Source organism: Ferrovibrio sp. GW821-FHT12B10 (genome assembly GCF_058807515.1).
Map to the genome: position 1 here is coordinate 1,899,463 of NZ_JBXAQT010000001.1, position 23,254 is coordinate 1,922,716.

A 23,254-nucleotide genomic window follows, 5' to 3' on the forward strand; every position below is an offset into this window, starting at 1 on the left:
TCAGGCTTTCGCGCTGGCGCAGCCGCGCCATCTTGACGCTGCCGGTCACATCAGGCTCCACACCGTCTCGATCAGCAGGTCGAGATCCTGCGGCCGTGACAGGCGATGGTCGCCGTCGCGGATCAGCGTCAGCCGCGTATCACCGCCCTGGAAGGCCTCGATGGTCTTCACGGCATGACTGTACGGCACATCGGGATCGTTCATGCCCTGCAGGATGCGCACCGGCCGGTCGAAGCTGATGCCGGGCTTGAGCAGCATGTGGTCGCGGCCCTCGGTGATCAGCTTCAGCGTATATTCGTAGGGCTGGTCGGAATATTGCGAGGGTTCGCGCAGAACGCCGTCACGCAGCAGGATGCGGCGCTGCGCCTCGTCCATCTGCGCCCACATCAGGTCTTCGGTGAAATCCAGCGCCGGCGCGATCAGCACCAGGCCGGCGGCCATGTCGGGCAGCGCCAGTGCCGCCAGCGTTGCCAGCCAGCCCCCCATGCTGGAGCCGACGATGATCAGCGGACCGTCGCTCGCCTTTGGGCAGACCTCGCGCAGGATCGCCAGCGTGTCTTCCTTCCAGCGTCCGATGGTGCCGTCGAGGAACAGCCCGTCCGACTGGCCATGGCCGAAATAGTCGAAGCGCACGAAGCCGGTGCCGCGGGCAATCGCTGCCGCTTCCAGCGCCATCGCCTTGCTGCCGGTCATGTCCGACTTGAAGCCGCCACAGAACAGGATGCCGGGCCTGCCGGACCGCGCCATTGCGGCCGGCGTGGCGCAGTAGGCAAGGCGGGTGCCATCGGGGCGGGGCAGGAACTGGGTTTCGCTCATACCGCCTTATTTAGCGGTTCCTGCCACCGGTTTCCATGCGGCGGCCCGCTGTTTCGCTTCGTCCTGCATGGCGGCCTCGACCTGCGGCAGCAGGTTCTGGCGATTTCGTTCAGCCAGCGCGTAATCGGTGCCGTTGGCGGCGATGGTGAACCACATCAGGGCTTCCATCTTGTTTCTGCCCACACCCCGGCCATCGCGCAGCAGCACGGCCAGATTGTTCTGTGAGGCGCGGTGGCCGGCTTCTGCATTGCTACGATAGAGCGTTACGGCAAGGGTTTCGTCTCTTGAAACCTGCAAACCCTCGGCCAGGGCATAGGCAAGATCGAACCGCTTGCCGATATCGGTCTGTTGCGCGGCCTGATCTATCATCGCCCGAGCCTTGGCTACATCCTGCGGCACCACGATGCCCTGCTGGTAGGCTTCGATCAGATAAAGCGTCGCGCGCATGTTGCCGGCGGCTGCGGCTTTTTCCAGATCGGCAACAGTCGCCTGGAAGATGGCGGTGGAATCCGTCTTTGGCGGCGCGGCAGGATTCAGCGTCCGCCGTTTCTCCTCCAGGATCTGGTCCGCCAGCATGAGGCCGGGCAGCCGCGATGTGCCGGCTTTCAGGCGCGGGTCGTATAGTGTCTGCAGCATCACGGTGTCGGCTTCGGTCATGTCATAGACGAAGCTGCTGGTGTAGTAGCTGAGCACCGAATGCAGTTTGTGCGGATGATTGAGCAGGCCGAAGCCATGCAGGGTCTCGTGCCGGATGCAGCGCTCCAGGCCCGCGGCAGACAGATTCATCTGCAGGGTGGCCTTGTTGATGCGCCCACCCAGGCGGTCATAGTTGATGTTCATGTAGCAGGATGCCTTGCGGCCCTGCAGCGAGAAATTCGCCACGTCGCGAAACATCAGAGTGAAATTGCCCTCTTCGCCGTCCCTCGCTTCGCGGACAGGCACGCCGGCGATGGCGGCTTGTTGCCGCAATGCGGTGATAGCGAGGTCGATGATGTCGGGCTTGAAGCGCAGGCCGTCCACCCGATAGACGATATCGGTCTGCCAGCGCATCACCAGGCCGACCGGATTGTAGGTGCCGCCGTAATCGACGTCCTCGCGGCTGGCCCAGAAGACGGCGGCATCGAAGCCGCGCAGGATATCCGCATGCGAGGGATTTTTGCCGGTGGTCTGGGCCAGGGCCGGTGCGGCAAGGCCAAACAGGACCAGCCCGGTCAGCGCCAGCCTGCGGCCATCCCTCTGGATTAACGCACCTATCTGACGCATTCTCCCCCCGCTGCCGTTGACGGGCACCCCGTCGGCCGGGCTTTTCTGGTTTTACCTACGCAATGACAGACACCCCAATTTCTACCCTGAATCCCCAGAGTCCCGGAAGACCCCCTTCGGTATTACAGGTGCTGCCCGCCCTGGTGACCGGCGGGGTTGAGCGCGGCACGGTGGATACGGCCAAGGCCCTGGTGAAGGCCGGCTGGGTCTCCTATGTGGTCTCGGCCGGCGGCCCGATGGTGCGCGAACTGGAGCGCGCCGGGGCCAAGCACATCACGCTGCCGGTCGCCAGCAAGAATCCGTTTGTCATCCGCCGCAACGCCGCCAAGCTGGAAGAGCTGATCCGCAGCCTGCCGGTCGATGTGGTGCATGTGCGCTCGCGCGCGCCAGCCTGGTCGGCGCGCCTGGCAGCACAGCGCTGCGGCGTGCCGCTGGTGACCACCTTCCACAATGCCTACAAGTCGCATAACTGGTTCCGTAAATTCTGGGCCGGCCCGATGTCGAAGGGCGACATGGTGGTGGCGATTTCCGATTTCGTCGCCGATTACGCCAACAAGGCTTTCGGCGTGCCGCGCGCGCGCCTGGTGACAATCCCGCGTGGCATCGATCTGGCCAAGTTCGATCCAACACGCATCTACCCCGAGCGCCTGTCCAACCTGCAACAGCAGTGGCGCCTGGTTGATGGCCTGCCAGTCATCCTGCTGCCCGGGCGCCTGACGCGCTGGAAGGGCCATACCGTTCTGCTGCGCGCGCTGGCCAAGCTGAGCGAGCGCCATGGCAAACAGGACTTCATCGCCGTGCTGCTGGGCGATACGCAGGGCCGCGAGGGCTATCGCGCCGATCTCGAAGGCATGATCGTCCAGCTTGGGCTCGATCGCTGCGTGCGCATGCCGGGCGATGGCAAGGACATGCCGGCGGCCTATATGCTGGCTGATGTGGTGGTCTCGGCCTCGACCTTCCCCGAAGGTTTCGGGCGCGTCGCCGTGGAAGCGCAGGCGATGGGCAAGCCGGTGGTCGCCACCGACCATGGCGGCTCGCGCGAGACCGTGCTGCCGGGCGAGACCGGCTGGCTGGTGCCGCCCAACGATGCCGATGCGCTGGCCGATGCGCTGGATGAGGCGCTGAAGCTGACGCCGGAACGCCGCGTGCAGATCACCGAACGCGCGCGCCGCCATGTCTCCGAGCGCTTCACCATCGATGCGATGTGCGAGGCCTATATCCGCGTCTATACGCGGCTGCTGTTTCCCGAGCATCAGTAGGCCATAAAAAAACGCCCGGCCTGTTTCCAGACCGGGCGTCGTGGCGAAGCGGTTGAGCTTAGCGCAACGGAATGGCGTACATCAGGCCACCCTTGGTCCAGACGTCATTCAGGCCGCGCTCCAGCTTCACCGGGCTGTCCTTGCCCAGGTTGCGCTCGAAGCTCTCGCCGTAATTACCAATCTGCTTGATGACGTAGTAGGCCCATTTCTCGTCGACGCCGAGCGCCTTGCCGTAGCCCGGCGTGGCGCCGACGAAGCGCTTGATCACCGGATCCTCGCTCTTCGCCATCTCGTCGATATTGGTCTGGCTGATGCCCAGCTCTTCGGCTTCCTTCATCGCCAGCAGCACCCATTTCACCAGCTGGTACCACTGGTCATCGCCCTGACGCACCAGCGGGCCCAACGGCTCCTTGGAGATGCGCTCGGGCAGGATGATATAGTCGTCGGGCGGGCTGAGCGCGGTCACGCGGATCGCGGCGAGCTGCGAGGCGTCGGTGGTGTAGACGTCGCAGCGGCCCGATGCGAAGGCGGCGATATTCTCGTCCACCTTCTCGATCACCACCGGCTTGAAGGTCATGCCGGTCTTGCGGAAGTAATCCGACAGGTTGAGCTCGGTGGTGGTGCCCGGTTGCACGCAGACGGTGGCGCCGTTGATCTCCTTGGCGCTCTTCACACCCATCTTCTTGTGCACGATGAAGCCCTGGCCGTCATAGAAATTGACGCCGGCCTCGCGCAGGCCCAGGGAGGCGTCGCGTAGCAGCGTCTGGGTGACGTTGCGGGTCAGCACGTCGATCTCGCCCGACTGCAGGGCGACAAAGCGCTGCTGGGCAGTCAGTGCGGTATACTTGATCTTGCTGGCGTCGCCGAACATGGCGGCGGCAACCGCGCGGCACAGGTCGACGTCGATGCCCTTCCAGACGCCCTGGCCGTCAGGCGCCGAGAAGCCCGCGACGCTGCCATTGACGCCGCATTGCACGAAACCCTTGGCCTTGACGGCATCGAAGGTGGCGCCGGCCTGGGCGGGCGCGGCGACAGCAGCCAGACCGGCGAAAGCCAGTGTGGCGGCAAGGATGGAACGGATACGCATGGTTGATAGCCCCCTGTTAGGACGGTTTGCCCGTCGTTGTTATGCGAAGCCCATGCCATCACGTTCCGGGCCCGGCTCCCAGCACAAAAGCACCCCTCGGCCAGCTATCGCCTTGGGGCTGCCCCGGAAAGCGGCAGGACCGGGTTTCGGCTGCCCGGAATCCGGCTTTTGCCACCCGGCCGGCCGGCTTGACTTGGGGGCTTGGGCGGCTAGGCTGCGCCCCCTTGGAGGTCCGTTAACCCATGTCCCAATCCGCTGTTTCTCCTGCCGAAGTCCGCGTCACCCTGCCCGATGGCAGCGTGCGAACTTACCCGGCCGGCAGCACCGGCGCGGATGTGGCGACCTCGATCGGCGCCGGCCTGGCCAAGGCGGCGCTGGCCATCCGCCTGGACGGCACGCTGAAGGACCTGAAGACCCCGATCACGCGCGACGTGAAGCTCGAGATCGTGACGCTGAAGGACAAGAACGAGGCCGAGCTGCTCGACCTGATCCGCCATGACGGCGCCCATGTGATGGCGCAGGCGGTGCAGGAGCTGTTCCCCGGCACGCAGATCACCTTCGGACCCTCGACTGACGACGGCTTCTACTACGACTTCGTGCGCGACGAGCCCTTCACGCCGGAAGACTTCGGCAAGATCGAACAGCGCATGGCCGAGATCGTGAAGCGTGACCTGCCGATCGAGCGCGAGGAATGGCCGGCCGACAAGGCCGTCGACTATTTCAAGTCGATCGGCGAGACCTACAAGGCCGAATGGGTTGCCGAAATCGCCAAGCGCGGCGAAGCGATCTCGATCTATCGCCAGGGCGACAGCTGGCTCGACCTCTGCATGGGTCCGCATCTGCCGTCCACCGGCAAGCTGCCGCCGGTGTTCAAGGTGATGAAGGTGTCGGGCGCCTACTGGCGCGGCGATGCCAAGAACCGCCAGCTGCAGCGCGTCTATGCCACCGCCTGGCGCGACCAGAAGGAACTGGACGCGTATCTGAAGCGCCTGGAAGAGGCCGAGAAGCGCGACCATCGCCGCCTGGGCAAGGAGATGGGTCTCTTCCACCAGCAGGAAGAAGCTGCCGGCATGGTGTTCTGGCACCCCAAGGGCTGGACGCTGTACCGCACGCTGGAAGCCTACATGCGCCAGCGTTTGGAAAAGGCCAAGTATCTGGAAGTGAAGACGCCACAGCTGGTCGACCGCAAGCTGTGGGAGGCCTCGGGCCACTGGGAGAAGTTCCGCGAGAGCATGTATATCGCGGAGAATGAAGAAGGCATTCGCGATTTCGCGGCCAATGCGGACGAGCGTATCTTCGCGCTGAAGCCGATGAACTGCCCCTGCCATGTGCAGATCTTCAACCAGGGCCTCAAGAGCTACCGCGACCTGCCGCTGCGCATGGCCGAGTTCGGCTCCTGCCACCGCTTCGAGCCGGGCGGCGCGCTGCACGGCATCATGCGCGTACGCAACTTCACCCAGGACGACGCGCATATCTTCTGCACCGAGGACCAGATCATCTCGGAGAGCAAGATCTTCTGCGATCTGCTGCAGTCGATCTACAAGGACATGGGCTTCACCGAGATCAAGGTGAAGTTTTCCGACCGTCCGGCCAAGCGCGCCGGCTCGGACGAGACCTGGGACAAGGCCGAGAATGCGCTGAAGGATGCCTGTGTCGCATCCGGCCTCGACTACACGCTGAACCCCGGCGAAGGCGCCTTCTATGGCCCGAAGCTGGAATTCGTGCTGCGCGACACCATCGGCCGCGACTGGCAGTGCGGCACGCTGCAGGTCGACTTCGTGCTGCCCGAACGCCTGGATGCGGATTACGTCGGCGCCGATGGCGGCCGCCATCGTCCGGTGATGCTGCATCGCGCGATCCTGGGCAGCTTCGAACGCTTCATCGGCATCCTGCTTGAGCATTACGCCGGCCGCCTGCCGCTGTGGATGGCGCCGCTGCAGGTCGCCGTCGCGCCGATCGTGTCGGATTGCGATGCCTACGCCCAGCAGGTCGCCGACCAGCTCGCCGCCGCCGGCATGCGCGTCGACACCGATCTGCGCAACGAGAAGATCAACTACAAGATCCGCGAGCTCAGCCTGGCCAAGGTGCCGGTCATTCTGGTGGTCGGCAAAAAGGAAGCGGAGCAGGGCACCGTGACCCTGCGTCGCCTCGGCTCGGAACAGCAGGAAACCATTGCGTTGGCCGACGCGATTGCTAGATTGTCGGCCGAAGCCCGGATGCCCCAGGGATGACCTTGGGTTGACCCTGGCCGCATCTGCCCTAACTCACTGATTCTGTTGCAACTACTTTAGGAGCGCGTCATAGCCCGTCCCCCGTTCAATGCCCCGCCGACACCCAAAACCGATGGTCCGCGGGTCAATTTCGAGATCGACGTCCCCCAGGTCCGTCTGATCGATGCCGCCGGCGAGAACCGCGGCGTTGTCCCGATCCGCGAAGCCCTGCGTCTGGCTGAAGAAGCGGGCCTCGATCTCTGCGAAATTTCTCCCACCGCCGAACCTCCCGTCGCCAAGATCCTCGATTTTGGCAAGTACAAGTACGAGGAGCAGAAGAAGGCGGCCGAAGCCCGCAAGAAGCAGAAGGTCATCGAGATCAAGGAGATCAAGCTCCGCCCGATGATCGACACGCATGACTATGACGTGAAGATGCGGGCGATGGTGCGGTTCCTTGAAGAAGGCGACAAGGTGAAGGTCACCCTGCGCTTCCGCGGCCGTGAAATGGCCCACCAGGAACTCGGCATGAAGCTGCTCGACCGGGTGCGCGAAGATCTTGGCGACAAGGCCAAGATGGAGCAGACGCCCAAGATGGAAGGCCGGCAGATGACCATGGTCATGTCGCCGAAGTAATATCGGCCTAGAAGCAATGGCGCCGGCATCCGTCGGCGCCATTTCTGTATCTGCAGCATAAAAAACGAAACAAGGGAGTTGAGTGATGTCGGCAGCGATGAACGTGAAGGCCATGGTGTGCAAGGCCTGGGGCGGTCCGGAAAGCCTGGTGCTGGACGACCTGCTGCTGGCGGCGCTCGGGCCTAAGGAAGTCCGCATCAAGGTGCATGTCGCCGGGTTGAACTTTCCCGACACGCTGATGATCACCGGCAAGTACCAGATGAAGCCGGCCTTCCCCTTCGCACCCGGCATGGAATGCGCCGGCGAGGTCACCGCCATCGGCGAGAAGGTCACCGATGTGAAGGTCGGCGACCGCGTGATGGCCACCACCGGCCATGGCAGCTTCGCCGAGCAGGTGCAGTGCCCGGTCAACAACGTGTTCAAGATTCCCGCCTCCATGCCCTATGAGGCGGCGGCCGGTTTCCCGATCACCTATGGCACCACCTATCATGCGCTGGTCGATCGCGGCCGCATCAAGAAGGGCGAAGTGCTGCTGGTGCATGGCGCGGCTGGTGGCGTAGGGCTTAACGCGGTTGAACTCGGCCGCGAGCTCGGCGCCACCGTGATCGGCACGGTCGGCTCCGACGAAAAGATCGCCATTGTGAAAGAGTATGGTGCCACCCATGTGATCAATTATTCCAAGGAAAGCATCAAGGATCGCGTCAAGGAACTGACCGGCGGCAATGGCGCCGATGTGATCTATGATGCCGTTGGCGGCGATGCCTTCGACCAGTCTTTGCGTTGCATCAACTGGGACGGCCGCCTGCTGGTGGTCGGCTTCGCCTCGGGCCGCATTCCGGAAGCGCCGGCAAACCTGGCGCTGATCAAGGGCTGCAGCATCGTCGGCGTCTTTTGGGGCGCCTTTGCCGCCCGCGATCCCGAAAAGAACCGCGCCAATTTCGCGGCTTTGCTGGCGCTGTATGAACACGGCAAGCTCAAACCGCATGTGTCCGGCACATTCACGCTCGATCAGGTGCCGCAGGCCATGCAGGCGCTGCTGTCGCGCAAGACCACCGGCAAGGTGGTGATCAAGGTCGCGTGACAGACAGCGTCAAACAGCAATACGAGGCCTATCCCTATCCGGCGCGCGATCCGGCCGACGAGGCGCGCCGCCTGATCAGCGGCAGCCCGAGTTTCCTGCCTGAGCTCAATCATTATGTCTTCGGTGGCCGGCGTGATTTCAAGCAGCCGTTGCGCGCACTGGTGGCCGGCGGCGGCACCGGCGACGGGCTGATCCATCTGGCGCAGTATCTCGCCGCCAGCGGTGGCCAGCATGAAATCGTCTATCTCGATCTCTCGACCGCCTCGCGCGCCATCGCCGAGGCGCGCGCGAAAGTGCGCAATCTCACCAATATCCGCTTCCTCACCGGTTCGCTGTTTGACTTGCCACAGCTTGCACCAGGTGCATTCGACTACATCGACTGCTGCGGCGTGCTGCATCACCTGCCTGACCCCGCTGCCGGACTTGCCGTGCTGAAGGCGCAGCTCGCGACCGATGGCGGCATGGGCCTGATGGTCTATGGCGAATACGGCCGCGCCGGCGTCTATCCGATGCAGGCAGCCCTGCGTCAGTTGACCTCGGGGATGACACCGCAGGATCAGGTGGCGACCGCCAAACGCCTGCTGGCCGAGCTGCCCGATAGCAATGCTTTCAAGCGCAATCCCTTCGTCGGCGATCACCGCCAGAATGATGCCGGGCTCTATGATCTGCTGCTGCACAGCCAGGATCGCGCCTATACGGTGCCGCAATTCGCCGCCCTGCTCGAGGGCGCCGAGCTGGCGCCGGCAGCCTGGATCGAACCCTGCCGCTACGATCCACTGACCTATCTGAAGGACGAGGACCTGCGTATGCATGCGGCTGCGCTGTCGGCGCTGGAGCAGGCGGCACTGGCCGAGCGGCTCTGCGGCTCGCTGAAGACCCATGTGGTCTATGCGGTGGCCACGGCGCGCGCGGCCTATGCGGTGGCGCAGCCGGCGCCGGATCTGGCGCCCTGGCTGCATGGCCTGCCGCCGAAGGCGCTGGCCGAGACGCTGGCCAAGCGCGGCGAACTCGCCATCACGTTTGAGACGGAGCGGTTCGTCTTTACCGCGCCGCCGCGGTCGTCTGAGATGGTCGCCCTGATGGATGGCAAACGCACGCTGGGCGTGATCGCGGAAACGCTGGCCTTAAGCTGGGATGACTTCGCGGCAATCTATGCGCCGCTGCACCGGCTGCTCACCGGCGTGAACAAATTGTTCCTGCGGCTGCCTTAGCGCATTTCGGCCAGCCATTTCGGCAGCGGCCCGGCGAGGTCATAGGTCTCCTGCGCCTGCAGGCGGGCGTAATCGGCGATGGTCATCGCGTCGGGCTTCTCGTCCAGCACGGAAAGCCGCGGGAAGGTTGCCAGGATGGCGTCCCTGTCCGGCGCATTGATGATGGCCCAGAGGCCTGCGCCGTCGAGATCGTAAGACACGAGATAACTGTTCACGCCGTCGTCCTCCTCTTGCTTTTCTGCCTGATCGCGCTCTCTCGGAGAGCAGTCGCGCTCAACGGATTGAGCTTGGACTTGAGCAGCAGGAAGGCCGGGGCCTCCTGGTCTGCCAGTGCGCCGGCCTGATGCTGTGCGATCCGGTAGCGGGACAGCCATTGCCCCGCCGGTGTCCGGGCCGCCCTCAGATTAAAGCCCGGCCGGTCGAGAACAGCAATCGGCATTGTGGTCGCAATATCCTGCCAGGCATGCCAGCGGTGGAATTGCGCCAGATTGTCGGCCCCCATCAGCCAGACGAACTGCATATTGGGGTAGTGAAGCTGCAGGCGGGCCAGCGTATCGACCGTATAGCGCGTGCCGAGCTGCTGTTCGATGGCGGTGGCATGGATGCAGGGATGATCGCCGACTGCCTGCGCCTGGGCCAGGCGCCGGGTCAGGGGCGCCATGCCGGTGCGGCTTTTCAGGGGATTCTGCGGGCTGACCAGCCACCAGACCTGATCCAGCTCCAGGCGATGCAGCGCGGTGAGGCTGATCTCGCGATGGGCGGCATGAGCGGGATTGAACGACCCGCCGAGCAGACCAATGCGCAGGCGCTGGCGCGAACCGAGGGGAGGGATCATGCGCCGTGCTGCATCCTGTTCTGGTCAGACCGGCCGAATCTGGCCGGTGCCATGCACCAGATACTTGAAGGTGGTGAGCTGCTCGACGCCGACCGGCCCGCGTGCATGCATCTTGCCCGTGGCGATGCCGATCTCGGCGCCCATGCCGAATTCGCCGCCATCAGCGAACTGCGTCGAGGCATTGTGCAGCAGGATGGCGCTGTCGAGCCGGTTCATGAACTGCGCGGCATGCTGCGCATCCTGGGTCAGGATGGCGTCGGTATGATGCGAGCCATAGGTGCTGATATGCGCGATGGCATCGTCCAGGCCGTTCACTACCTTCACGGCGATGATGGCATCGAGATACTCGGTCGCCCAGTCTTCCTCGGTGGCCGGCTTGACGCGGGCATCGACCGCCTGCGTCTCGGCATCGCCACGCACTTCGCAGTTGGCATCCAGCAGCATCTTGACCAGCGGCGCCAGATGCGTGGCAGCGGCGGCCCTGTCGACCAGCAGGGTCTCGGCCGCGCCGCAGACGCCGGTGCGGCGCAGCTTGGCGTTCAGCACGATGGATTCCGCCATGGCCAGATCGATGCTGGCCTCGACATAGACATGCACGTTGCCATCCAGATGGGCAAAGACCGGCACACGGCTTTCCGCCTGTACGCGGGCCACCAGCGACTTGCCGCCGCGCGGCACGATCACGTCGAAATACTCCGCCGCCGTCAGCATGGCACCGACGAAGGCGCGGTCGGTGGTGGGCGCCAGCTGGATCGCGGCTTCCGGCAGGCCGGCCTGACGCAGGCCTTCGGCCAGGCAGGCATGGATCGCCTTGTTGGAATTGTAGCTTTCGCTGCCGCCACGCAGCACGCAGGCATTGCCGGCCTTCAGGCAGAGCCCGCCGGCATCGGCGGTGACATTGGGGCGGCTTTCGTAAATCACACCGATCACGCCCAGCGGCGTGCGCACGCGCTCGATCTTCAGGCCGTTGGGTCGCGTCCAGCAGGCAATCACGTCGCCCACAGGATCGGCCAGGGCGGCGATCTCTTCCAACCCTTGAGCCATCGCCGCGATGCGCTTGGAATCCAGCAGCAGGCGGTCGAGCAGCGCCGGCGTCAGGTTCTTGGCTTTGGCCGCCGCGACATCCTCGGCATTGGCCTTCAGGATGGCGGCCTCGTTGGCGCGGATCGCCTTGGCGGCCTGAAGCAGCGCGCTGTTCTTCTGCATGGTGTTGGCGGTGCTGAGCAGCGCGGCGGCATCCTTCGCCGCGCGGCCGATGCCAGCCATCAGGGCGTTCACGTCCGTGATCGAACTGGAGACAGCCATTTTCGCATGCAAGGTCATCGCAGCACCAACTCATCACGATGGATCATTTCGTCGCGGCCACGGTAGCCGAGAATATCTTCAATGTCGCCGGATTTATGGCCTTTGATGCGGCGGGCATCCTCATCGGCATAGGCCGACAGCCCGACCGCAATCTCGGCGCCGTCCGTCGCGCAGACACGCACCAGATCGCCGCGCTGAAAGCGGCCTTCGACCTTGGTCACGCCGGCGGGCAGAAGCGAACGGCCCGAGCGCAGCGCCTTCACCGCGCCGTCATCCAGCGTCAGCGTCCCTTGCGGATTGAGATGGCCGGCAATCCACTGCTTGCGCGCCGCCGCTGGCGTCGAATGGGCATGGAACCAGGTGCAGCGGCCGCCGTCGCGCACGCTCCGCACCGGATGCATCTGCTTGCCATTGGCAATCACCATGGCGCAGCCCGCGCCGACGGCGATCTTGGCTGCCACGATCTTGGTGATCATGCCGCCACGGCCAAGGCCCGAGCGCGACACGCCGGCCATGGCCTCGATTTCGGGCGTGATCGCCTCGATCTCGGAGAGGAATTTCGCATTGGTATCGAGGCCGGGATCGGCGGTGTAGAGACCGTCGATATCCGACAGCAGCACCAGGCAGTCGGCCGAGATCATCTGCGCCACGCGGGCGGCCAGGCGATCATTGTCGCCGAAGCGGATTTCGGCGGTGGCCACGGTATCATTCTCGTTGACCACCGGAACGACGCCAAGCTTCAGCAGCGTGTTCACGGTCTCGCGCGCATTCAGGTAATGCCGGCGCGATTCCGTGTCGCCCAGCGTCAGCAGCAGCTGTGCGGTCTTGAGATCGTGTTTTGCCAGCGCGTCCTGCCAGGCCGACGACAGCCGGATCTGGCCGGCTGCGGCGGCAGCCTGGCTTTCCTCCAGCCGCATGGCTTTCGCGTCCAGGCCCAGGATGCGGCGGCCGAGCGCGATGGCGCCCGAGGAGACGACCAGCACTTCCTTGCCATCGCTGCGCAGTTTCGAGATGTCTTCGACCAGTGCGGTCAGCCAGGCATCGCGCAGCGTGTTCTTCTCGGCATCGACCAGTAGTGATGAACCGACCTTGATGACAATGCGCTTTGCCGATGCGAGGCCGTTACTCATCGTCCGTCTCGACTTCGCCAACTTCAATTCCTGCAGCCGCCTTTTCGGCTGCACGCGCCTCGGCGATGATGGCATAGAGTGCATCGCTCACCGCCTGCACGCCTTCGCCGGTGACGCCCGAGAGCGCGAAGACCGGGCGCTTGGCTGCACGCTTCAGTTTCGCGATCTTGTCTTTCAGTTCGTCGGCCGGAATCGCGTCGATCTTGTTCAGGCCGATGATCTCAAGCTTCTTGTCCAGTCCGGCGCCATAGACCTTCAGCTCCTTGCGGATCAGCTTCCAGTCCTTGACCGGATCTTCGGCCGTGCCATCCAGCATGTGCAGGATCACGGCGCAGCGCTCGACATGGCCGAGGAAGCGATGGCCGAGACCGGCGCCGTCGGCGGCGCCTTCGATCAGGCCAGGCAGATCGGCCAGCACGAATTCGCGGTCATTCGATTTCACCACGCCCAGCTGCGGCTTCAGCGTCGTGAAGGGATAGTCGGCGACCTTGGGCTTGGCGCGGCTGACACGACTTAAGAATGTCGACTTGCCGGCATTGGGCAGGCCGACCAGGCCGGCATCGGCGATCAGCTTCAACCGCAGCCAGACCCACTTCTCTTCACCGGGCCAGCCGGGATCGGCGCGGCGCGGCGCGCGGTTGGTTGCCGACTTGAAATGCTCGTTGCCGAAGCCGCCATCGCCGCCCTTGGCCAGCAGCACGCGCTGGCCGATCTCGGTCAGGTCGGCGATCAGGGTTTCGTTATCTTCGGCTAGTACCTGCGTGCCCTTCGGCACCTTCAGGATCACGTCGTCGGAATTGGCGCCCGAGCGCTGGCGGCCGGAGCCATGACCGCCGCGCGCCGCGCGGAAATGCTGCTGGTAGCGATAGTCGATCAGCGTGTTGAGGCCGTCGACGCATTCGACCCAGACGTCGCCGCCCTTGCCGCCATTGCCGCCGTCAGGTCCACCGTATTCGATGAACTTCTCACGACGGAAGCTGACGGAGCCGGGGCCGCCCTGTCCGCTTTCGATAAAGACCTTGGCCTGGTCGAGGAACTTCATGTGTGTATCGGGGTGTCAGTCTGACAAAAGGGAAGATTGGGCTGGACCAAAGAAAAAGGGGAATGGCCTGCGCCATTCCCCTTGATCGATTGTGATGCTTGCGGGAAAGGCGCGTGTGATCACGCCTCCGGCGGCAGCACCGAAACGTAGGACCGGCTGCCCTTGCCGTCATGGAATTTCACCTTGCCATCGGCGGTGGCGAACAGGGTGTGATCCTTGCCGATGCCGACGTTCTTGCCCGGGTGCACCTTGGTGCCGCGCTGACGGACAATGATGTTGCCGGCAACGACGGACTCGCTGCCGTACTTCTTGACGCCGAGGCGCTTGGACTCTGAGTCGCGACCGTTGCGGGAAGAGCCGCCAGCTTTCTTATGTGCCATGGAACTGTCTCCTTAAACTTTTCAGCGCGCGCTTAGGCGGCGATCTCGAGGATCTTCACCGCGGTGTAGCGCTGGCGATGACCGTTCTTGCGACGCGAATTCTGACGGCGACGCTTCTTGAAGATGACCAGCTTCGGGCCGCGGGTCAGGCCGACGACTTCGGCGATCACCTTGGCGCTGCTCAGGGTCTTGCCAACCTTGACGTCGCCGCCGTTGCCGACTGCGAGCACCTGGTTGAATTCGACCTTGGCGCCGGCTTCACCAGCCACCAGTTCGACCTCGAGCACGTCGCCCTTGGCCACCTTGTACTGCTTACCGCCGGTCTTGATCACTGCGAACATATTGATATTCCATGAGAAAGCGGCAGTGCCAGCCGTCCGGCACCGCCTGAATTCGAGGGGCGCACTATAGCCGGGGCAAAGGGGCTGTCAACCCCGGATTCCAGCGGGGTTCTTGGCGGGTTTGGCGCGTCTTTCACGGCGCCAGTCCCAGGCCGGCTGGGCCCGGGCAGACGGACCCCAGATGCCGTTGCCCATGATCTGGGCCTCCAGCTCGGCATCCTCGTAATCCCGGGCATAGGAGCGGTAGGCCCAGGCCAGGCCGGCCCGCACCATGGCGCGGTTCAGATCGTCCTGGCCGGCATAGCAGATGGCCACCACCCGACCGTAGCGGTCGCGATCCTTTTCCTGGCAGGTCACCGGCCGGCCGCGGATCAGGCCACGCAGGTAGGCCGCCGCCTCCTGGCCGCACAGCCAGTCGTGACCATCCCTTTGGCATATTTGAGTTTTTTCCGGGGCGTCGATGCCATGCAGGCGATAGTTCACCCCCGCCATCTTGATGGTGTCGCCGTCCAGCACGCTGGGGAGCAGCGCCGGTTCGGCGGCCATGGCCGGCGAGGCCAGCATAAGAAAGAGCAGGGGCAGGAGCCGAATCGCATACCATGTCATGCGTCCGGCTTAGCATAACTTTGTATGCCAAGGGGGCGACTGTCACAAAACCATGGCTGACGCCGCCCTGCGAAATCTGTTATCCGGGCCAGGATGTCTGCCGCCGCCCTGCCTGTGTCCTATCGCCGCCGTCTGCTGGTGATCTACAACCCGACGGCCGGGCGTCGGAAACGCCATCGCCTGGAGGCTTATCTCGACCTGCTCGAAGATTCCGGCTGCGCGGTGGAGTTCCGCCCCACCACCCAGCGCGGCGATGCCGAACGCTTCGCCCATGACGGCCATGCCGAGAAATACGATGCCGTGGTCGCGGCCGGCGGCGACGGCACCATCGGCGAAGTGGCGAACGGCTTGCCCGACACCAGCGCGCCGCTCGGCATCTTTCCGCTGGGCACCGCCAATGTGCTGGCGATGGAAATCGGCCTGCCGCTCGATCCACCCTCAGTGATGCAAGCGGTGCTGCATGGGCCGTCGACCATGATCTGGCCCGGCTTCGTGAACGATCGCCTGTTCACCATCATGGCCGGCGTCGGCTTCGATGCGCATGTGGTGGCCAAGCTGCCGCCGCAGCTGAAGCGCTGGCTCGGCAAGGGTGCCTATGTGATCGAGAGCTTGCGCCAGCTCGTACAATACGAGGTACCGGGTTATCGCCTGATCATCGACGGTAAGCCTTATGACTGCGCCTCGGCTGTCATCGCCAAGGGGCATTTCTACGGCGGCAAGTTCGTCTGCTCGCCGAACGCGCGGCTGGACGATCCGGCGTTTGAAGTTTGCCTCTTCCGCATGGGCGGCCGCATCGGCGCGCTGCGCGCCACCGCGGCGATGACACTGGGCCTGCTGCAAAAGCTGCCCGAGATCGAGCTGGTGCGCGGTCGCGAGATCGTGATCGAAGGACCTGCCGGCGAACCGGTACAGGCCGATGGCGATATCGCGGCTTTTCTGCCGGCAGCGACGCGCATCGGCGCAAAAGCGATTCCATTGATTCTGCCCAAGGGCAGTCCGCTGGTGCAGATCATGCTAGAAAAGGCGGCCGAATAACCTCCCAGCAGAGGACCCCGCCCCATGTCGACCGCACGTTTCGCCAAGACACCCAAGCCGCCATATTATGCCGTGATCTTTTCGGCGCAGCATACGCCCCATGATGCCAGTGGCGACGACAGCGCCTATCACACTGCGGCAGAACGCATGGGAGACCTAGTGGGCAGGCAGCCCGGATTTCTCGGCGTGGAATATGCCACCGAAGTCGGTGGCTATGAAATCACGGTCGCCTATTTCGACACCGAAGAGAATATCCGAAACTGGAAGAATAATGCCGAGCATCTGGCGGTGCAGCGCCAGGGCCGCAAGGCCTGGTACGAGCATTACGAAATCCGCGTTGCCAAGGTGGAACGCGCCTACAATATGCAGACTTCGGAACTCCCCTGACCTGATCGCTCAGGCGTGGTTGGGCAGCCGCTTGTAGCGCACACCGGCGCCACGCTCGATGGCGGCGGCGTGCAGGCGCTCGACCTGCAGTTCATGGCGCAGCATTTCCAGCCAGCGCAGCTCTTCCTGACGGCCATGACCATCGACGGCGACAATGTCGCAGGCCAGCGCATAGGCGGTCTCGGTCCAGTCGCGGGGCAGCGCCTCCGTCACCAGGCCCAGCACCGCATCGACGCCGTCTTCCTGATCCAGCAGTGCGACACAGTCGCCGATCGCGACCTGCATGGCATCGACGCCAAAGCCACGGAAGATAGGCAGATGCCGCACGGCCATATCGATGGCGGCGACTTCCGTATCTTTCAGCTTCCCGTCGGCCACGGCGGCAATCACCATGGCATAGATCAGGGCGTTCTGGGGCGTGATGGTCGACATGCGGGAAACCTTCAGGAGGGAAGCGTCGAACTAGCCGCCGAATGCGGCAAAAGGATGGCCTAAAGCTTACGCCAGATTCTGCGCTTCGCCAGTGCCAGCCTGCAGCGATTTGAGGAAGCTGGCGGTTTCCGCCACCGCATCCCGGATCCCGACGCGCCGCACATCGACGCTGGCCGGGAATGCAGACAGCAATCGAGACGGCAACTGCGCATCCAGCACGACGAAGACCCCGTAATCATCGGCGCGCCGCAGCAGGCGGCCATAGGCCTGCTTCAGCTTCAGCCGGGTGAGCAGATCGTCATAGGCCTGACCGCCGAAGGCGGCCTTGCGCGCCTTGTGCAGCAGGTCCGGTCGCGGCCAGGGCACGCGGTCGAAGACGACGAGGCGCAAGGATGCGCCCGGTACATCGACGCCGTCGCGCATCGCGTCCGTTCCCAGCAGGCAGGCATGTTCCTCGGCGCGGAAGATGTCGACCAGTGTGGCGTTGTCGAGCGGATCGACATGCTGCGCATATAACGGCAAGCCGGCTTCGGCCAGCGGCCGCAGGATGCGCTTCTGCACCGCGCGCAGGCGGAAGATCGCGGTGAACAATCCCAGCCCACCGCCGCCGGCCGCCAGAAAAAGTTCGCGATAGGCCGCCGCCACCTGGTCCATCGCATCGCGACGCACGTCGGTGACGACCAGCACGCGGGTGCGGTTGGCGTAATCGAACGGCGAGGGGAAAGCCGCGCGGCGAGCTGGCTGTGGCAGGTGGCGCGCACCGCTGCGGATCTCGGCGCTTTCCCAGGCCTGCTCCGGCGCCGCATCGGCCTTGGCCGGCGCGTTGTCGCGCAAAGTGGCAGAGGTGATGGCCACGCCATGGGCTGGCTTCAGCACGGCGGCCGCAAAAGGCAGCATCGGATCGAGGTAATGGCGATAAAGGCCGAGATCGAGGTCGCGGCTGTCGATGCGCTCCAGACCGAACCAGTCGACAAAGGCCGGCGGTGTCTCGGTCTGCAGGTCGAGCAGCATGCTGCGCCAGGCGTCCAATGTCAGTTTGCGCCGCAACAGGCCGCGCACCGCGCCTTCCATGCGGCTGCGCGTCGCCGTGTCCAGCTCAGCGGTTTCGTCGGCCAGCATGTCGCTTAAGCTTTTGGTCAGGCCGTTCAGCGGCTCCAGCAGGCGGTCGATGCCACGCGCGAAATCCATCGCGGCCTCGATCAGGCCATCGACCGGCTCGCGCGTCGGGCATTCCAGGCCATAGGGTGAGTCGGGCTGGGCGCTGCGCGCCAGAATCTGCTGCCGTGCCTTGGCCAGGAATTTTTCGCCGCTGCCCTGCGGGTTGTTTTCGCCGATGCGTGCCAGCCAGCCTTCGCCGGGCAGGCAGCGTGCGGCTTCCACGATGGCGTCCAGCGTTGCTTTGCCGCGCTCATCCTGCGCCACCAGATCGCCGATGCGATTGCCAAGCCCACGTGCTCGGCTGCGGCGACCACCTTCCGGTCCACGCAGCCAGCGCCGCAGGTCGACGCCTTCCATGCCGGTGAGATGCGCGGCGAAGGCGCCGTCGGCGGCCTCGAAAAGATGATGGCCCTCATCGAAGACGTAGCGCAGCGGCTTCTGCGACTCATCCTCGCCCATGGCGGCCTGGATCATCACCAGTGCATGATTGGCGATCACCATCTCGGCCTTGCGCGACTTGCGCACGCTGCGTTCGATGAAACATTTGCGGTAATGCGGGCAACCGGCATGAATGCATTCGCCGCGCTGGTCGGTGAGACCTAGCGTGCGGTTGCGGCCATGCAGATCGACCGCCCAGGCGGGGAAATCGCCGCCAGCCAGGTCGCCGTCACGCGTCGCGCCGGCCCAGCGTGCGATCAGGCTGAGCGGCACGATATCCTGTGGCCGCGCCACGCCGCCCTGGCTCGCGTCTTCCAGATTCAGCAGGCAGAGATAATTCTCACGGCCCTTGCGCACCACCACCTTGGCCGCCTTCTCGGAGGGGTCGGCGAAGAGTCGGTCCAGCTCGCCGTCGATCTGGCGCTGCAGGTTCTTGGTATAGGTGGACAGCCATACCGTGCCGCCATTCTTCTCGGCCCAGACACTGGCTGGCGCGATATAGCCCAACGTCTTGCCGATGCCGGTGCCGGCTTCAGCCAGCACGATCTCGGGCATGCCGATCATCTCGCGCGGCGCAAAGGCCTGGGCGGTGGTGGCGGCGTAATCGGCTTGTGTCTCGCGCAGCTCCGACACTGTGCCGAGCAGGCGCGCCAGCCGTTCGCGCGCCTCCATCGGCGAGACCGACTGTGTATCGGGCGGCGGCGGCGGCGCGTAATCCACCCATTCGGGCAGCTCCTGCCAGATATCAAGCCCGCCGAAACCGCCGGCGGGCACACTGGCCGCATCCGGCCCCAGCGCGGTGAGCAGATAGATCGCCCAGGGCCAGCCGGCTTTTTGCAACGTCTGTGCGAGGCGCGCGCTGCGCTTCAGCGCACGCGGCTGTTGGCGCGGCAAATCTTCCAGCAGCGCCTGCGCCGCATGATGCAGATACTGCACGGCCTCTTCGTCATCGGCGGCATCGAGATTGACGCGCGACAGCAGGCCGTGCGGCGTCGGCAGGCAGAATTTCGCCGGCCGCACGAAGGCAAAAAGATCGAGCAGATCGTAAGACGGGAAGGGTTCGACGCCGAGCCGCGTTGCCGTCGCCTTGCCATGCACCAGCAAAGGCGGTGTGGCGCGGGCGCGGCGGGCCGCCGTATCGGAGGAAATCTTTTCCAGCCGGCCGTTCTCAAACCACCAGGCGAACCCGCCGCCGGCAACCAGCGCCGGCAGTCGTCCCAGTGCGGCGGAAAGACTCTGTGTCATCGGTACATCAGAAAACTGTCAGCTTTGCCAAACCGGCTCAGGCTGTCGTCATGATTGATCACGGCAGCCTCTATCAGCCCATCGCTGCCGCGTCTATCTGCGGGCGCGACGAAGATGCGGCCATCGCGATCCGTGGGATTCTGATACTGACGAAGATCGGGTGAGCGTATGCTGATATCAAAAGTAAAAACGGGTCCTTTTTCCGCGATAAACCAATGTGCATTGTCGCAGTCATCCGACATGCTGACGGTTTCACCAACACTGAACGCGGCGTCCATCTTCGGTTTGAGCAACATGTGCCCTGGTGCATCCGTCATGCGATCAAAGGTGCGTGCGCGGAAGCGGCCCTGCAGGACCAGATGCGCCGTGGCCAGGTTGTTATGCGCATGTGGCGGAATGGCGTCGCCTTCAGGCAGGATGAAAACGGCGCTCCAGATGCGCTGGCCGCCGTTATCCAGTGCGGGCAGTCGTATCCGTTCGTAGTGTTCGCCGGCACCCTTGGCGACAAGAACCGATTTAAGCCGGTCGAAATCGATATAGGACAGTAGTTCATGGATTGGCACGGTCGCATTCAGTGCCGCGATTGCCTGTTGCCATTGTTGCTGGGACAGACTGCGCTGCCGGAAATCCCGGGCCAGAGCGACGACATTGCCGGCCCAGATTTCAGTCGCGGGTTTTATCGTCGCAGCAAAGGCATTGCCAGCGAAAGCAAGCCTCAAGACGCCTAGTGTCGCAGCGGTCTGCAAAAGACTCTGGGTGACGTGGCGCCGTGTCGGATCCGCGTCCATGGCGCGCCGTTCTACTGTGCCGCCCAGACGATGCGGGCGATCCAGGCGATGTCCTGCACGTCGAAGACGCGCTCGGGGTAGGCAGGATTGAAAGACGCCAACTCGATGCGGGTCAGCGTGCGGCGCGCCAGCAACTTGCACATCACTTCGCCCTGCATGGTCTTGGCGATCACGCGATCGCCGCGGCGCACATTGGCGGCGGGCGAGACGATCACCACGTCGCCATCGCGATACACCGGCAGCATGCTGTCGCCGGTGATCTCGAGCGCATAGGCATTGGGATCGCCGATCTCGGGGAAGGGCACCTTTTCCCAGCCTTCACCGGTGGGGAAACCGCCATCGTCGAAGAAGCCATCCTTGCCGGCCTGGGCCAGGCCGATCAGTGGCACGCGATGCGTGCTGCGTGCCACGCCGCCGATATCGGACAGCAGATCCATGAATTCCGGCACGCTGGCGCCGGTCGCCTCGATCACCTTGGAGATCGACTCTGTCGACGGCCAGCGTTGCTTGCCATCGCGCGAGACGCGCTTGGAGCGGTTGAAGGTGGTCGGATCCAGCCCCGCTTTGCGGGCCAGTCCCGAGGCGGTCAGTCCATAGCGTTCGGCCAGCCCGTCGATGGCGGCCCAGATAGCCCGATGTGTCAGCATGGGACGATAGTCTTGTAAATTCAGGATTTTGGCTACAGGAATATTATCACTGTATGCGTTTGACAAGAGAACATTATAGGAATATAAGGGTCAACAAGGGCGTGTATTTCCAATCTGTTCCGCCTGCAGTGGGGCTGGATATGAAACAAACCACTGAAAAACCGACTAAACCGGGATTTGCGTCTCCCGCATACCCTGTATCAGGGACTGGCTGCCAACGCCGGGCCGTGGTGGTTTTCGCCGAGGAAACCCGTCTTCCCAAGCTGCGCCGGCTCAAGCCCGGCTTCCGCCACTGCCTGGCCTACCTGGCCATGGAGGACGGCTGGGTGGGAGTTGATCCACTCTCCCATCGCCTTGAAATCCATGGATTTCCACGCTGGTCGCCCGAGTCCGACCTGGCGGCCCATCTGCGCAACTTGGGGCAATGTGCGCTCACCGTTCCCGTGCTCGATCCGCCGCGCCGGCTGGCGCCGCCGCTGCCGTTTTCCTGTGTCGAAACGGTCAAGCGCTTAATCGGCTTGCATCGTTGGACAGTGAGAACACCGTGGGAACTATTTCTTGAGTTGCGGAAAATATCCCTTGATTATGGATTTGTTTCGTTCTACATTGATCGCGAAAAGAACATTTAAGCAACTTAACGCTCTCTTCCTGCAGAAAGGCCACATCATGGGTGGAATCTTCGGGTCCTCGCCGCCTCCGCCGCCCCCTCCGCCGCCCCCAGCTCCCCCGCCGCCGGCCGAGAGCGAGGCCGAGATCGCCGAAAAGGCGGCGCGCGAACGGCGCCGTCGCGCCCAGGGCGAAACCATCGCCACCTCCTGGCGCGGCGTCGATGACGCCCCGGCCGGCGCCGCTGCCGGTCCCACGCCCAAGCGGCTGCTGGGCGAGTGACGGCCATGCAAGCAACGACTTTTTCTTCTGTCGATGATCCGCTGCAGCCCGATGCCTTGCGCCGCCGCTATGGTCGCGTGCGCAGCCAGCGCGGCAGTTGGGATGCGCTCTGGCAGGATTGCTACGACTATGCGTTGCCAGCACGTCGTCCCGGTCAATTATCTGGTCAGGCTGCCGGTGCAAGCCATCGCGTGAGCGAGCGCCTATTCGATGCGACCGCTGCCGATGGCGCCGAGCAGCTGGCCGCGTCGCTACTGTCGCAGCTCACGCCGCCCTGGTCGCGCTGGTTTGCCTTCCAGCCCGGTCGCGATGTGCCGCAGGAACAGCATGGCGCGATGGCGGCCGAACTCGACAAGGCGGCCGAGCTTTTGCAGGCGCAGTTCGATCGCAGTAACTTGAGCGTCGGCTGGAAAGCGACCCCAACCGCATCAAGCTGCTCCAGGTGAGCGAAGCCGATGTCAGCTTCGCGCTGGCGCTGCGCATCGCCCGGGCAGCATTGGCAGGCCGGCTCACTGATTACAGCTTCGGGGCCACGCATTATCACGCCATCGACATCACGCCGGCCTGGGTCAAGGGCCGCACGCCCTGCGTGGTGATCGGCCATCATGCCTTCTACAACGACATCCATTAGGGGCATCACATGCTGCAGCTCCTGATTCCGGCGCTGGCGCCGATCATCAAATCGCTGGTCGACCGCATCCCCGATCCCGCCGCCCGCGCCCAGGCCGAGGACGAGGCGACCCGTCGCGTGCTGGATGCCTTCATGCAGAGCAACCTTGCCCAGATCGAGGTCAACAAGGCCGAGGCCGGCTCGGGCGCAGGTGGCTGGCGCTGGGGTGCGGGCTGGCTCTGCGTCTATTCGCTTGGCTATGCCTGGCTCGGGCGGCCGCTGATGGCCTGGGTCCTGATGCTTTTCTCAAGGGACGTTCCCGCGCTGCCTGACATCCCCGTCGAGTTGCAGTACACCATGCTGACCGGCATGCTGGGGCTGGCCGGCATTCGGGCCTATGACCTGAAGACAGGTACAAGAAAATAAG

The 23,254-nt window shown here is 64.2% G+C and carries 27 protein-coding genes; 12 read left to right on the forward strand and 15 right to left on the reverse strand.

The features are described from left to right. Positions 1 to 45: 45 nt before the first annotated feature. Together AC1RRT_RS09655 and AC1RRT_RS09660 are read right to left on the reverse strand one after the other, a co-directional pair. A complete protein-coding gene (locus AC1RRT_RS09655; protein WP_493013579.1) occupies positions 46 to 816 on the reverse strand; it encodes an alpha/beta hydrolase in 771 nt (256 codons plus the stop codon). Positions 817 to 822: 6 nt separating this feature from the next. Beyond that, positions 823 to 2,079: a DUF2927 domain-containing protein gene (locus AC1RRT_RS09660; RefSeq protein WP_493013580.1), complete on the reverse strand. Its 1,257-nt coding sequence runs from the start codon at positions 2,077 to 2,079 to the stop codon at positions 823 to 825. Between the two features lie 128 nt (positions 2,080 to 2,207). Here AC1RRT_RS09660 and AC1RRT_RS09665 point away from each other — a divergent pair, with 128 nt between their 5' ends. Then, positions 2,208 to 3,338 carry a glycosyltransferase family 4 protein gene (locus tag AC1RRT_RS09665; RefSeq protein WP_493013581.1) on the forward strand — a complete coding sequence of 377 codons (1,131 nt, stop codon included), beginning with the start codon at positions 2,208 to 2,210 and terminating at the stop codon, positions 3,336 to 3,338. A gap of 58 nt (positions 3,339 to 3,396) precedes the next feature. Here the strand turns inward: AC1RRT_RS09665 and AC1RRT_RS09670 are convergent, their stop codons facing one another. After that, positions 3,397 to 4,425, reverse strand: a complete 1,029-nt coding sequence (locus tag AC1RRT_RS09670) for an amino acid ABC transporter substrate-binding protein (RefSeq protein WP_493013582.1) — start codon at positions 4,423 to 4,425, stop codon at positions 3,397 to 3,399. Between the two features lie 242 nt (positions 4,426 to 4,667). On the opposite strand from AC1RRT_RS09670, the gene thrS reads away from it, so the two are divergent. From thrS to AC1RRT_RS09690, 4 genes are all read left to right on the forward strand, one after another. Further along, complete coding sequence (gene thrS / locus AC1RRT_RS09675; protein WP_493013583.1) at positions 4,668 to 6,656, forward strand: threonine--tRNA ligase; 1,989 nt, start codon at positions 4,668 to 4,670, stop codon at positions 6,654 to 6,656. A 69-nt stretch (positions 6,657 to 6,725) separates the two neighbouring features. Continuing rightward, positions 6,726 to 7,268, forward strand: a complete 543-nt coding sequence (gene infC / locus AC1RRT_RS09680; protein WP_493015164.1) for a translation initiation factor IF-3 — start codon at positions 6,726 to 6,728, stop codon at positions 7,266 to 7,268. 85 nt (positions 7,269 to 7,353) lie between these two features. Then, on the forward strand, positions 7,354 to 8,349 hold the full coding sequence (locus AC1RRT_RS09685) for an NADPH:quinone oxidoreductase family protein (RefSeq protein ID WP_493013584.1): 996 nt from the start codon (positions 7,354 to 7,356) through the stop codon (positions 8,347 to 8,349). Continuing rightward, the gene (locus AC1RRT_RS09690) at positions 8,346 to 9,560 is read left to right on the forward strand and encodes a class I SAM-dependent methyltransferase (RefSeq protein ID WP_493013585.1); all 1,215 of its coding nucleotides are present in this window, start codon (positions 8,346 to 8,348) and stop codon (positions 9,558 to 9,560) included. The genes AC1RRT_RS09685 and AC1RRT_RS09690 overlap by 4 nt, the downstream gene beginning before the upstream one ends. On the opposite strand, the gene AC1RRT_RS09695 is transcribed toward AC1RRT_RS09690, so the two are convergent. The 8 genes from AC1RRT_RS09695 to AC1RRT_RS09730 form a co-directional block, all read right to left on the reverse strand. Continuing rightward, on the reverse strand, positions 9,557 to 9,775 hold the full coding sequence (locus AC1RRT_RS09695; protein WP_493013586.1) for a hypothetical protein: 219 nt from the start codon (positions 9,773 to 9,775) through the stop codon (positions 9,557 to 9,559). The two genes, AC1RRT_RS09690 and AC1RRT_RS09695, sit on opposite strands and share 4 nt — an antisense overlap. Next, positions 9,772 to 10,395: a nicotinate-nucleotide adenylyltransferase gene (locus AC1RRT_RS09700; RefSeq protein WP_493013587.1), complete on the reverse strand. Its 624-nt coding sequence runs from the start codon at positions 10,393 to 10,395 to the stop codon at positions 9,772 to 9,774. Before AC1RRT_RS09700 ends, AC1RRT_RS09695 begins: the two co-directional genes overlap by 4 nt. Positions 10,396 to 10,419: 24 nt before the next feature. Beyond that, positions 10,420 to 11,700 (reverse strand): glutamate-5-semialdehyde dehydrogenase, encoded by a 1,281-nt coding sequence (locus AC1RRT_RS09705; RefSeq protein ID WP_493013588.1) that lies wholly within the window; start codon positions 11,698 to 11,700, stop codon positions 10,420 to 10,422. A 14-nt stretch (positions 11,701 to 11,714) separates the two neighbouring features. Further along, positions 11,715 to 12,830 (reverse strand): glutamate 5-kinase, encoded by a 1,116-nt coding sequence (gene proB / locus AC1RRT_RS09710; RefSeq protein ID WP_493013589.1) that lies wholly within the window; start codon positions 12,828 to 12,830, stop codon positions 11,715 to 11,717. After that, entirely contained in the window at positions 12,823 to 13,872 is a 1,050-nt protein-coding gene (gene obgE / locus AC1RRT_RS09715; protein ID WP_493013590.1) for a GTPase ObgE, read from the reverse strand. The genes proB and obgE overlap by 8 nt, the downstream gene beginning before the upstream one ends. 119 nt (positions 13,873 to 13,991) lie before the next feature. Continuing rightward, positions 13,992 to 14,252: a 50S ribosomal protein L27 gene (rpmA, locus tag AC1RRT_RS09720; RefSeq protein WP_493013591.1), complete on the reverse strand. Its 261-nt coding sequence runs from the start codon at positions 14,250 to 14,252 to the stop codon at positions 13,992 to 13,994. Positions 14,253 to 14,284: 32 nt separating this feature from the next. Beyond that, positions 14,285 to 14,593 carry a 50S ribosomal protein L21 gene (gene rplU, locus AC1RRT_RS09725; protein WP_493013592.1) on the reverse strand — a complete coding sequence of 103 codons (309 nt, stop codon included), beginning with the start codon at positions 14,591 to 14,593 and terminating at the stop codon, positions 14,285 to 14,287. Positions 14,594 to 14,680: 87 nt separating this feature from the next. After that, positions 14,681 to 15,157 carry a thermonuclease family protein gene (locus AC1RRT_RS09730; RefSeq protein WP_493013593.1) on the reverse strand — a complete coding sequence of 159 codons (477 nt, stop codon included), beginning with the start codon at positions 15,155 to 15,157 and terminating at the stop codon, positions 14,681 to 14,683. A 135-nt stretch (positions 15,158 to 15,292) separates the two neighbouring features. Here AC1RRT_RS09730 and AC1RRT_RS09735 point away from each other — a divergent pair, with 135 nt between their 5' ends. Continuing rightward, a complete protein-coding gene (locus AC1RRT_RS09735; protein WP_493013594.1) occupies positions 15,293 to 16,234 on the forward strand; it encodes a diacylglycerol/lipid kinase family protein in 942 nt (313 codons plus the stop codon). A gap of 24 nt (positions 16,235 to 16,258) precedes the next feature. Next, complete coding sequence (locus AC1RRT_RS09740; protein ID WP_493013595.1) at positions 16,259 to 16,621, forward strand: antibiotic biosynthesis monooxygenase family protein; 363 nt, start codon at positions 16,259 to 16,261, stop codon at positions 16,619 to 16,621. A 9-nt stretch (positions 16,622 to 16,630) separates the two neighbouring features. On the opposite strand, the gene AC1RRT_RS09745 is transcribed toward AC1RRT_RS09740, so the two are convergent. The 4 genes from AC1RRT_RS09745 to AC1RRT_RS09760 all read right to left on the reverse strand — a co-directional run bounded on the left by AC1RRT_RS09745 (position 16,631) and on the right by AC1RRT_RS09760 (position 21,329). Continuing rightward, positions 16,631 to 17,053: a tellurite resistance TerB family protein gene (locus AC1RRT_RS09745; RefSeq protein ID WP_493013596.1), complete on the reverse strand. Its 423-nt coding sequence runs from the start codon at positions 17,051 to 17,053 to the stop codon at positions 16,631 to 16,633. Between the two features lie 66 nt (positions 17,054 to 17,119). Then, positions 17,120 to 19,894: an ATP-dependent DNA helicase gene (locus AC1RRT_RS09750; RefSeq protein WP_493013597.1), complete on the reverse strand. Its 2,775-nt coding sequence runs from the start codon at positions 19,892 to 19,894 to the stop codon at positions 17,120 to 17,122. Further along, positions 19,891 to 20,682 (reverse strand): cupin domain-containing protein, encoded by a 792-nt coding sequence (locus AC1RRT_RS09755; RefSeq protein ID WP_493013598.1) that lies wholly within the window; start codon positions 20,680 to 20,682, stop codon positions 19,891 to 19,893. Before AC1RRT_RS09755 ends, AC1RRT_RS09750 begins: the two co-directional genes overlap by 4 nt. Before the next feature lie 11 nt (positions 20,683 to 20,693). Further along, positions 20,694 to 21,329, reverse strand: a complete 636-nt coding sequence (locus tag AC1RRT_RS09760; protein ID WP_493013599.1) for a S24 family peptidase — start codon at positions 21,327 to 21,329, stop codon at positions 20,694 to 20,696. A 140-nt stretch (positions 21,330 to 21,469) separates the two neighbouring features. On the opposite strand from AC1RRT_RS09760, the gene AC1RRT_RS09765 reads away from it, so the two are divergent. Genes AC1RRT_RS09765 through AC1RRT_RS09785 form a run of 5 tightly spaced genes read left to right on the forward strand, consistent with a single transcriptional unit; the run spans position 21,470 to position 23,253 of the window. Next, positions 21,470 to 21,958: a hypothetical protein gene (locus AC1RRT_RS09765; protein ID WP_493013600.1), complete on the forward strand. Its 489-nt coding sequence runs from the start codon at positions 21,470 to 21,472 to the stop codon at positions 21,956 to 21,958. Positions 21,959 to 21,995: 37 nt separating this feature from the next. Next, a complete protein-coding gene (locus AC1RRT_RS09770; protein WP_493013601.1) occupies positions 21,996 to 22,217 on the forward strand; it encodes a hypothetical protein in 222 nt (73 codons plus the stop codon). Between the two features lie 5 nt (positions 22,218 to 22,222). Then, on the forward strand, positions 22,223 to 22,663 hold the full coding sequence (locus AC1RRT_RS09775) for a portal protein (RefSeq protein ID WP_493013602.1): 441 nt from the start codon (positions 22,223 to 22,225) through the stop codon (positions 22,661 to 22,663). Further along, entirely contained in the window at positions 22,660 to 22,848 is a 189-nt protein-coding gene (locus AC1RRT_RS09780) for a cell wall hydrolase (protein WP_493013603.1), read from the forward strand. The genes AC1RRT_RS09775 and AC1RRT_RS09780 overlap by 4 nt, the downstream gene beginning before the upstream one ends. 9 nt (positions 22,849 to 22,857) lie before the next feature. Further along, the gene (locus tag AC1RRT_RS09785; protein ID WP_493013604.1) at positions 22,858 to 23,253 is read left to right on the forward strand and encodes a 3TM-type holin; all 396 of its coding nucleotides are present in this window, start codon (positions 22,858 to 22,860) and stop codon (positions 23,251 to 23,253) included. Position 23,254 lies beyond the last annotated feature (1 nt).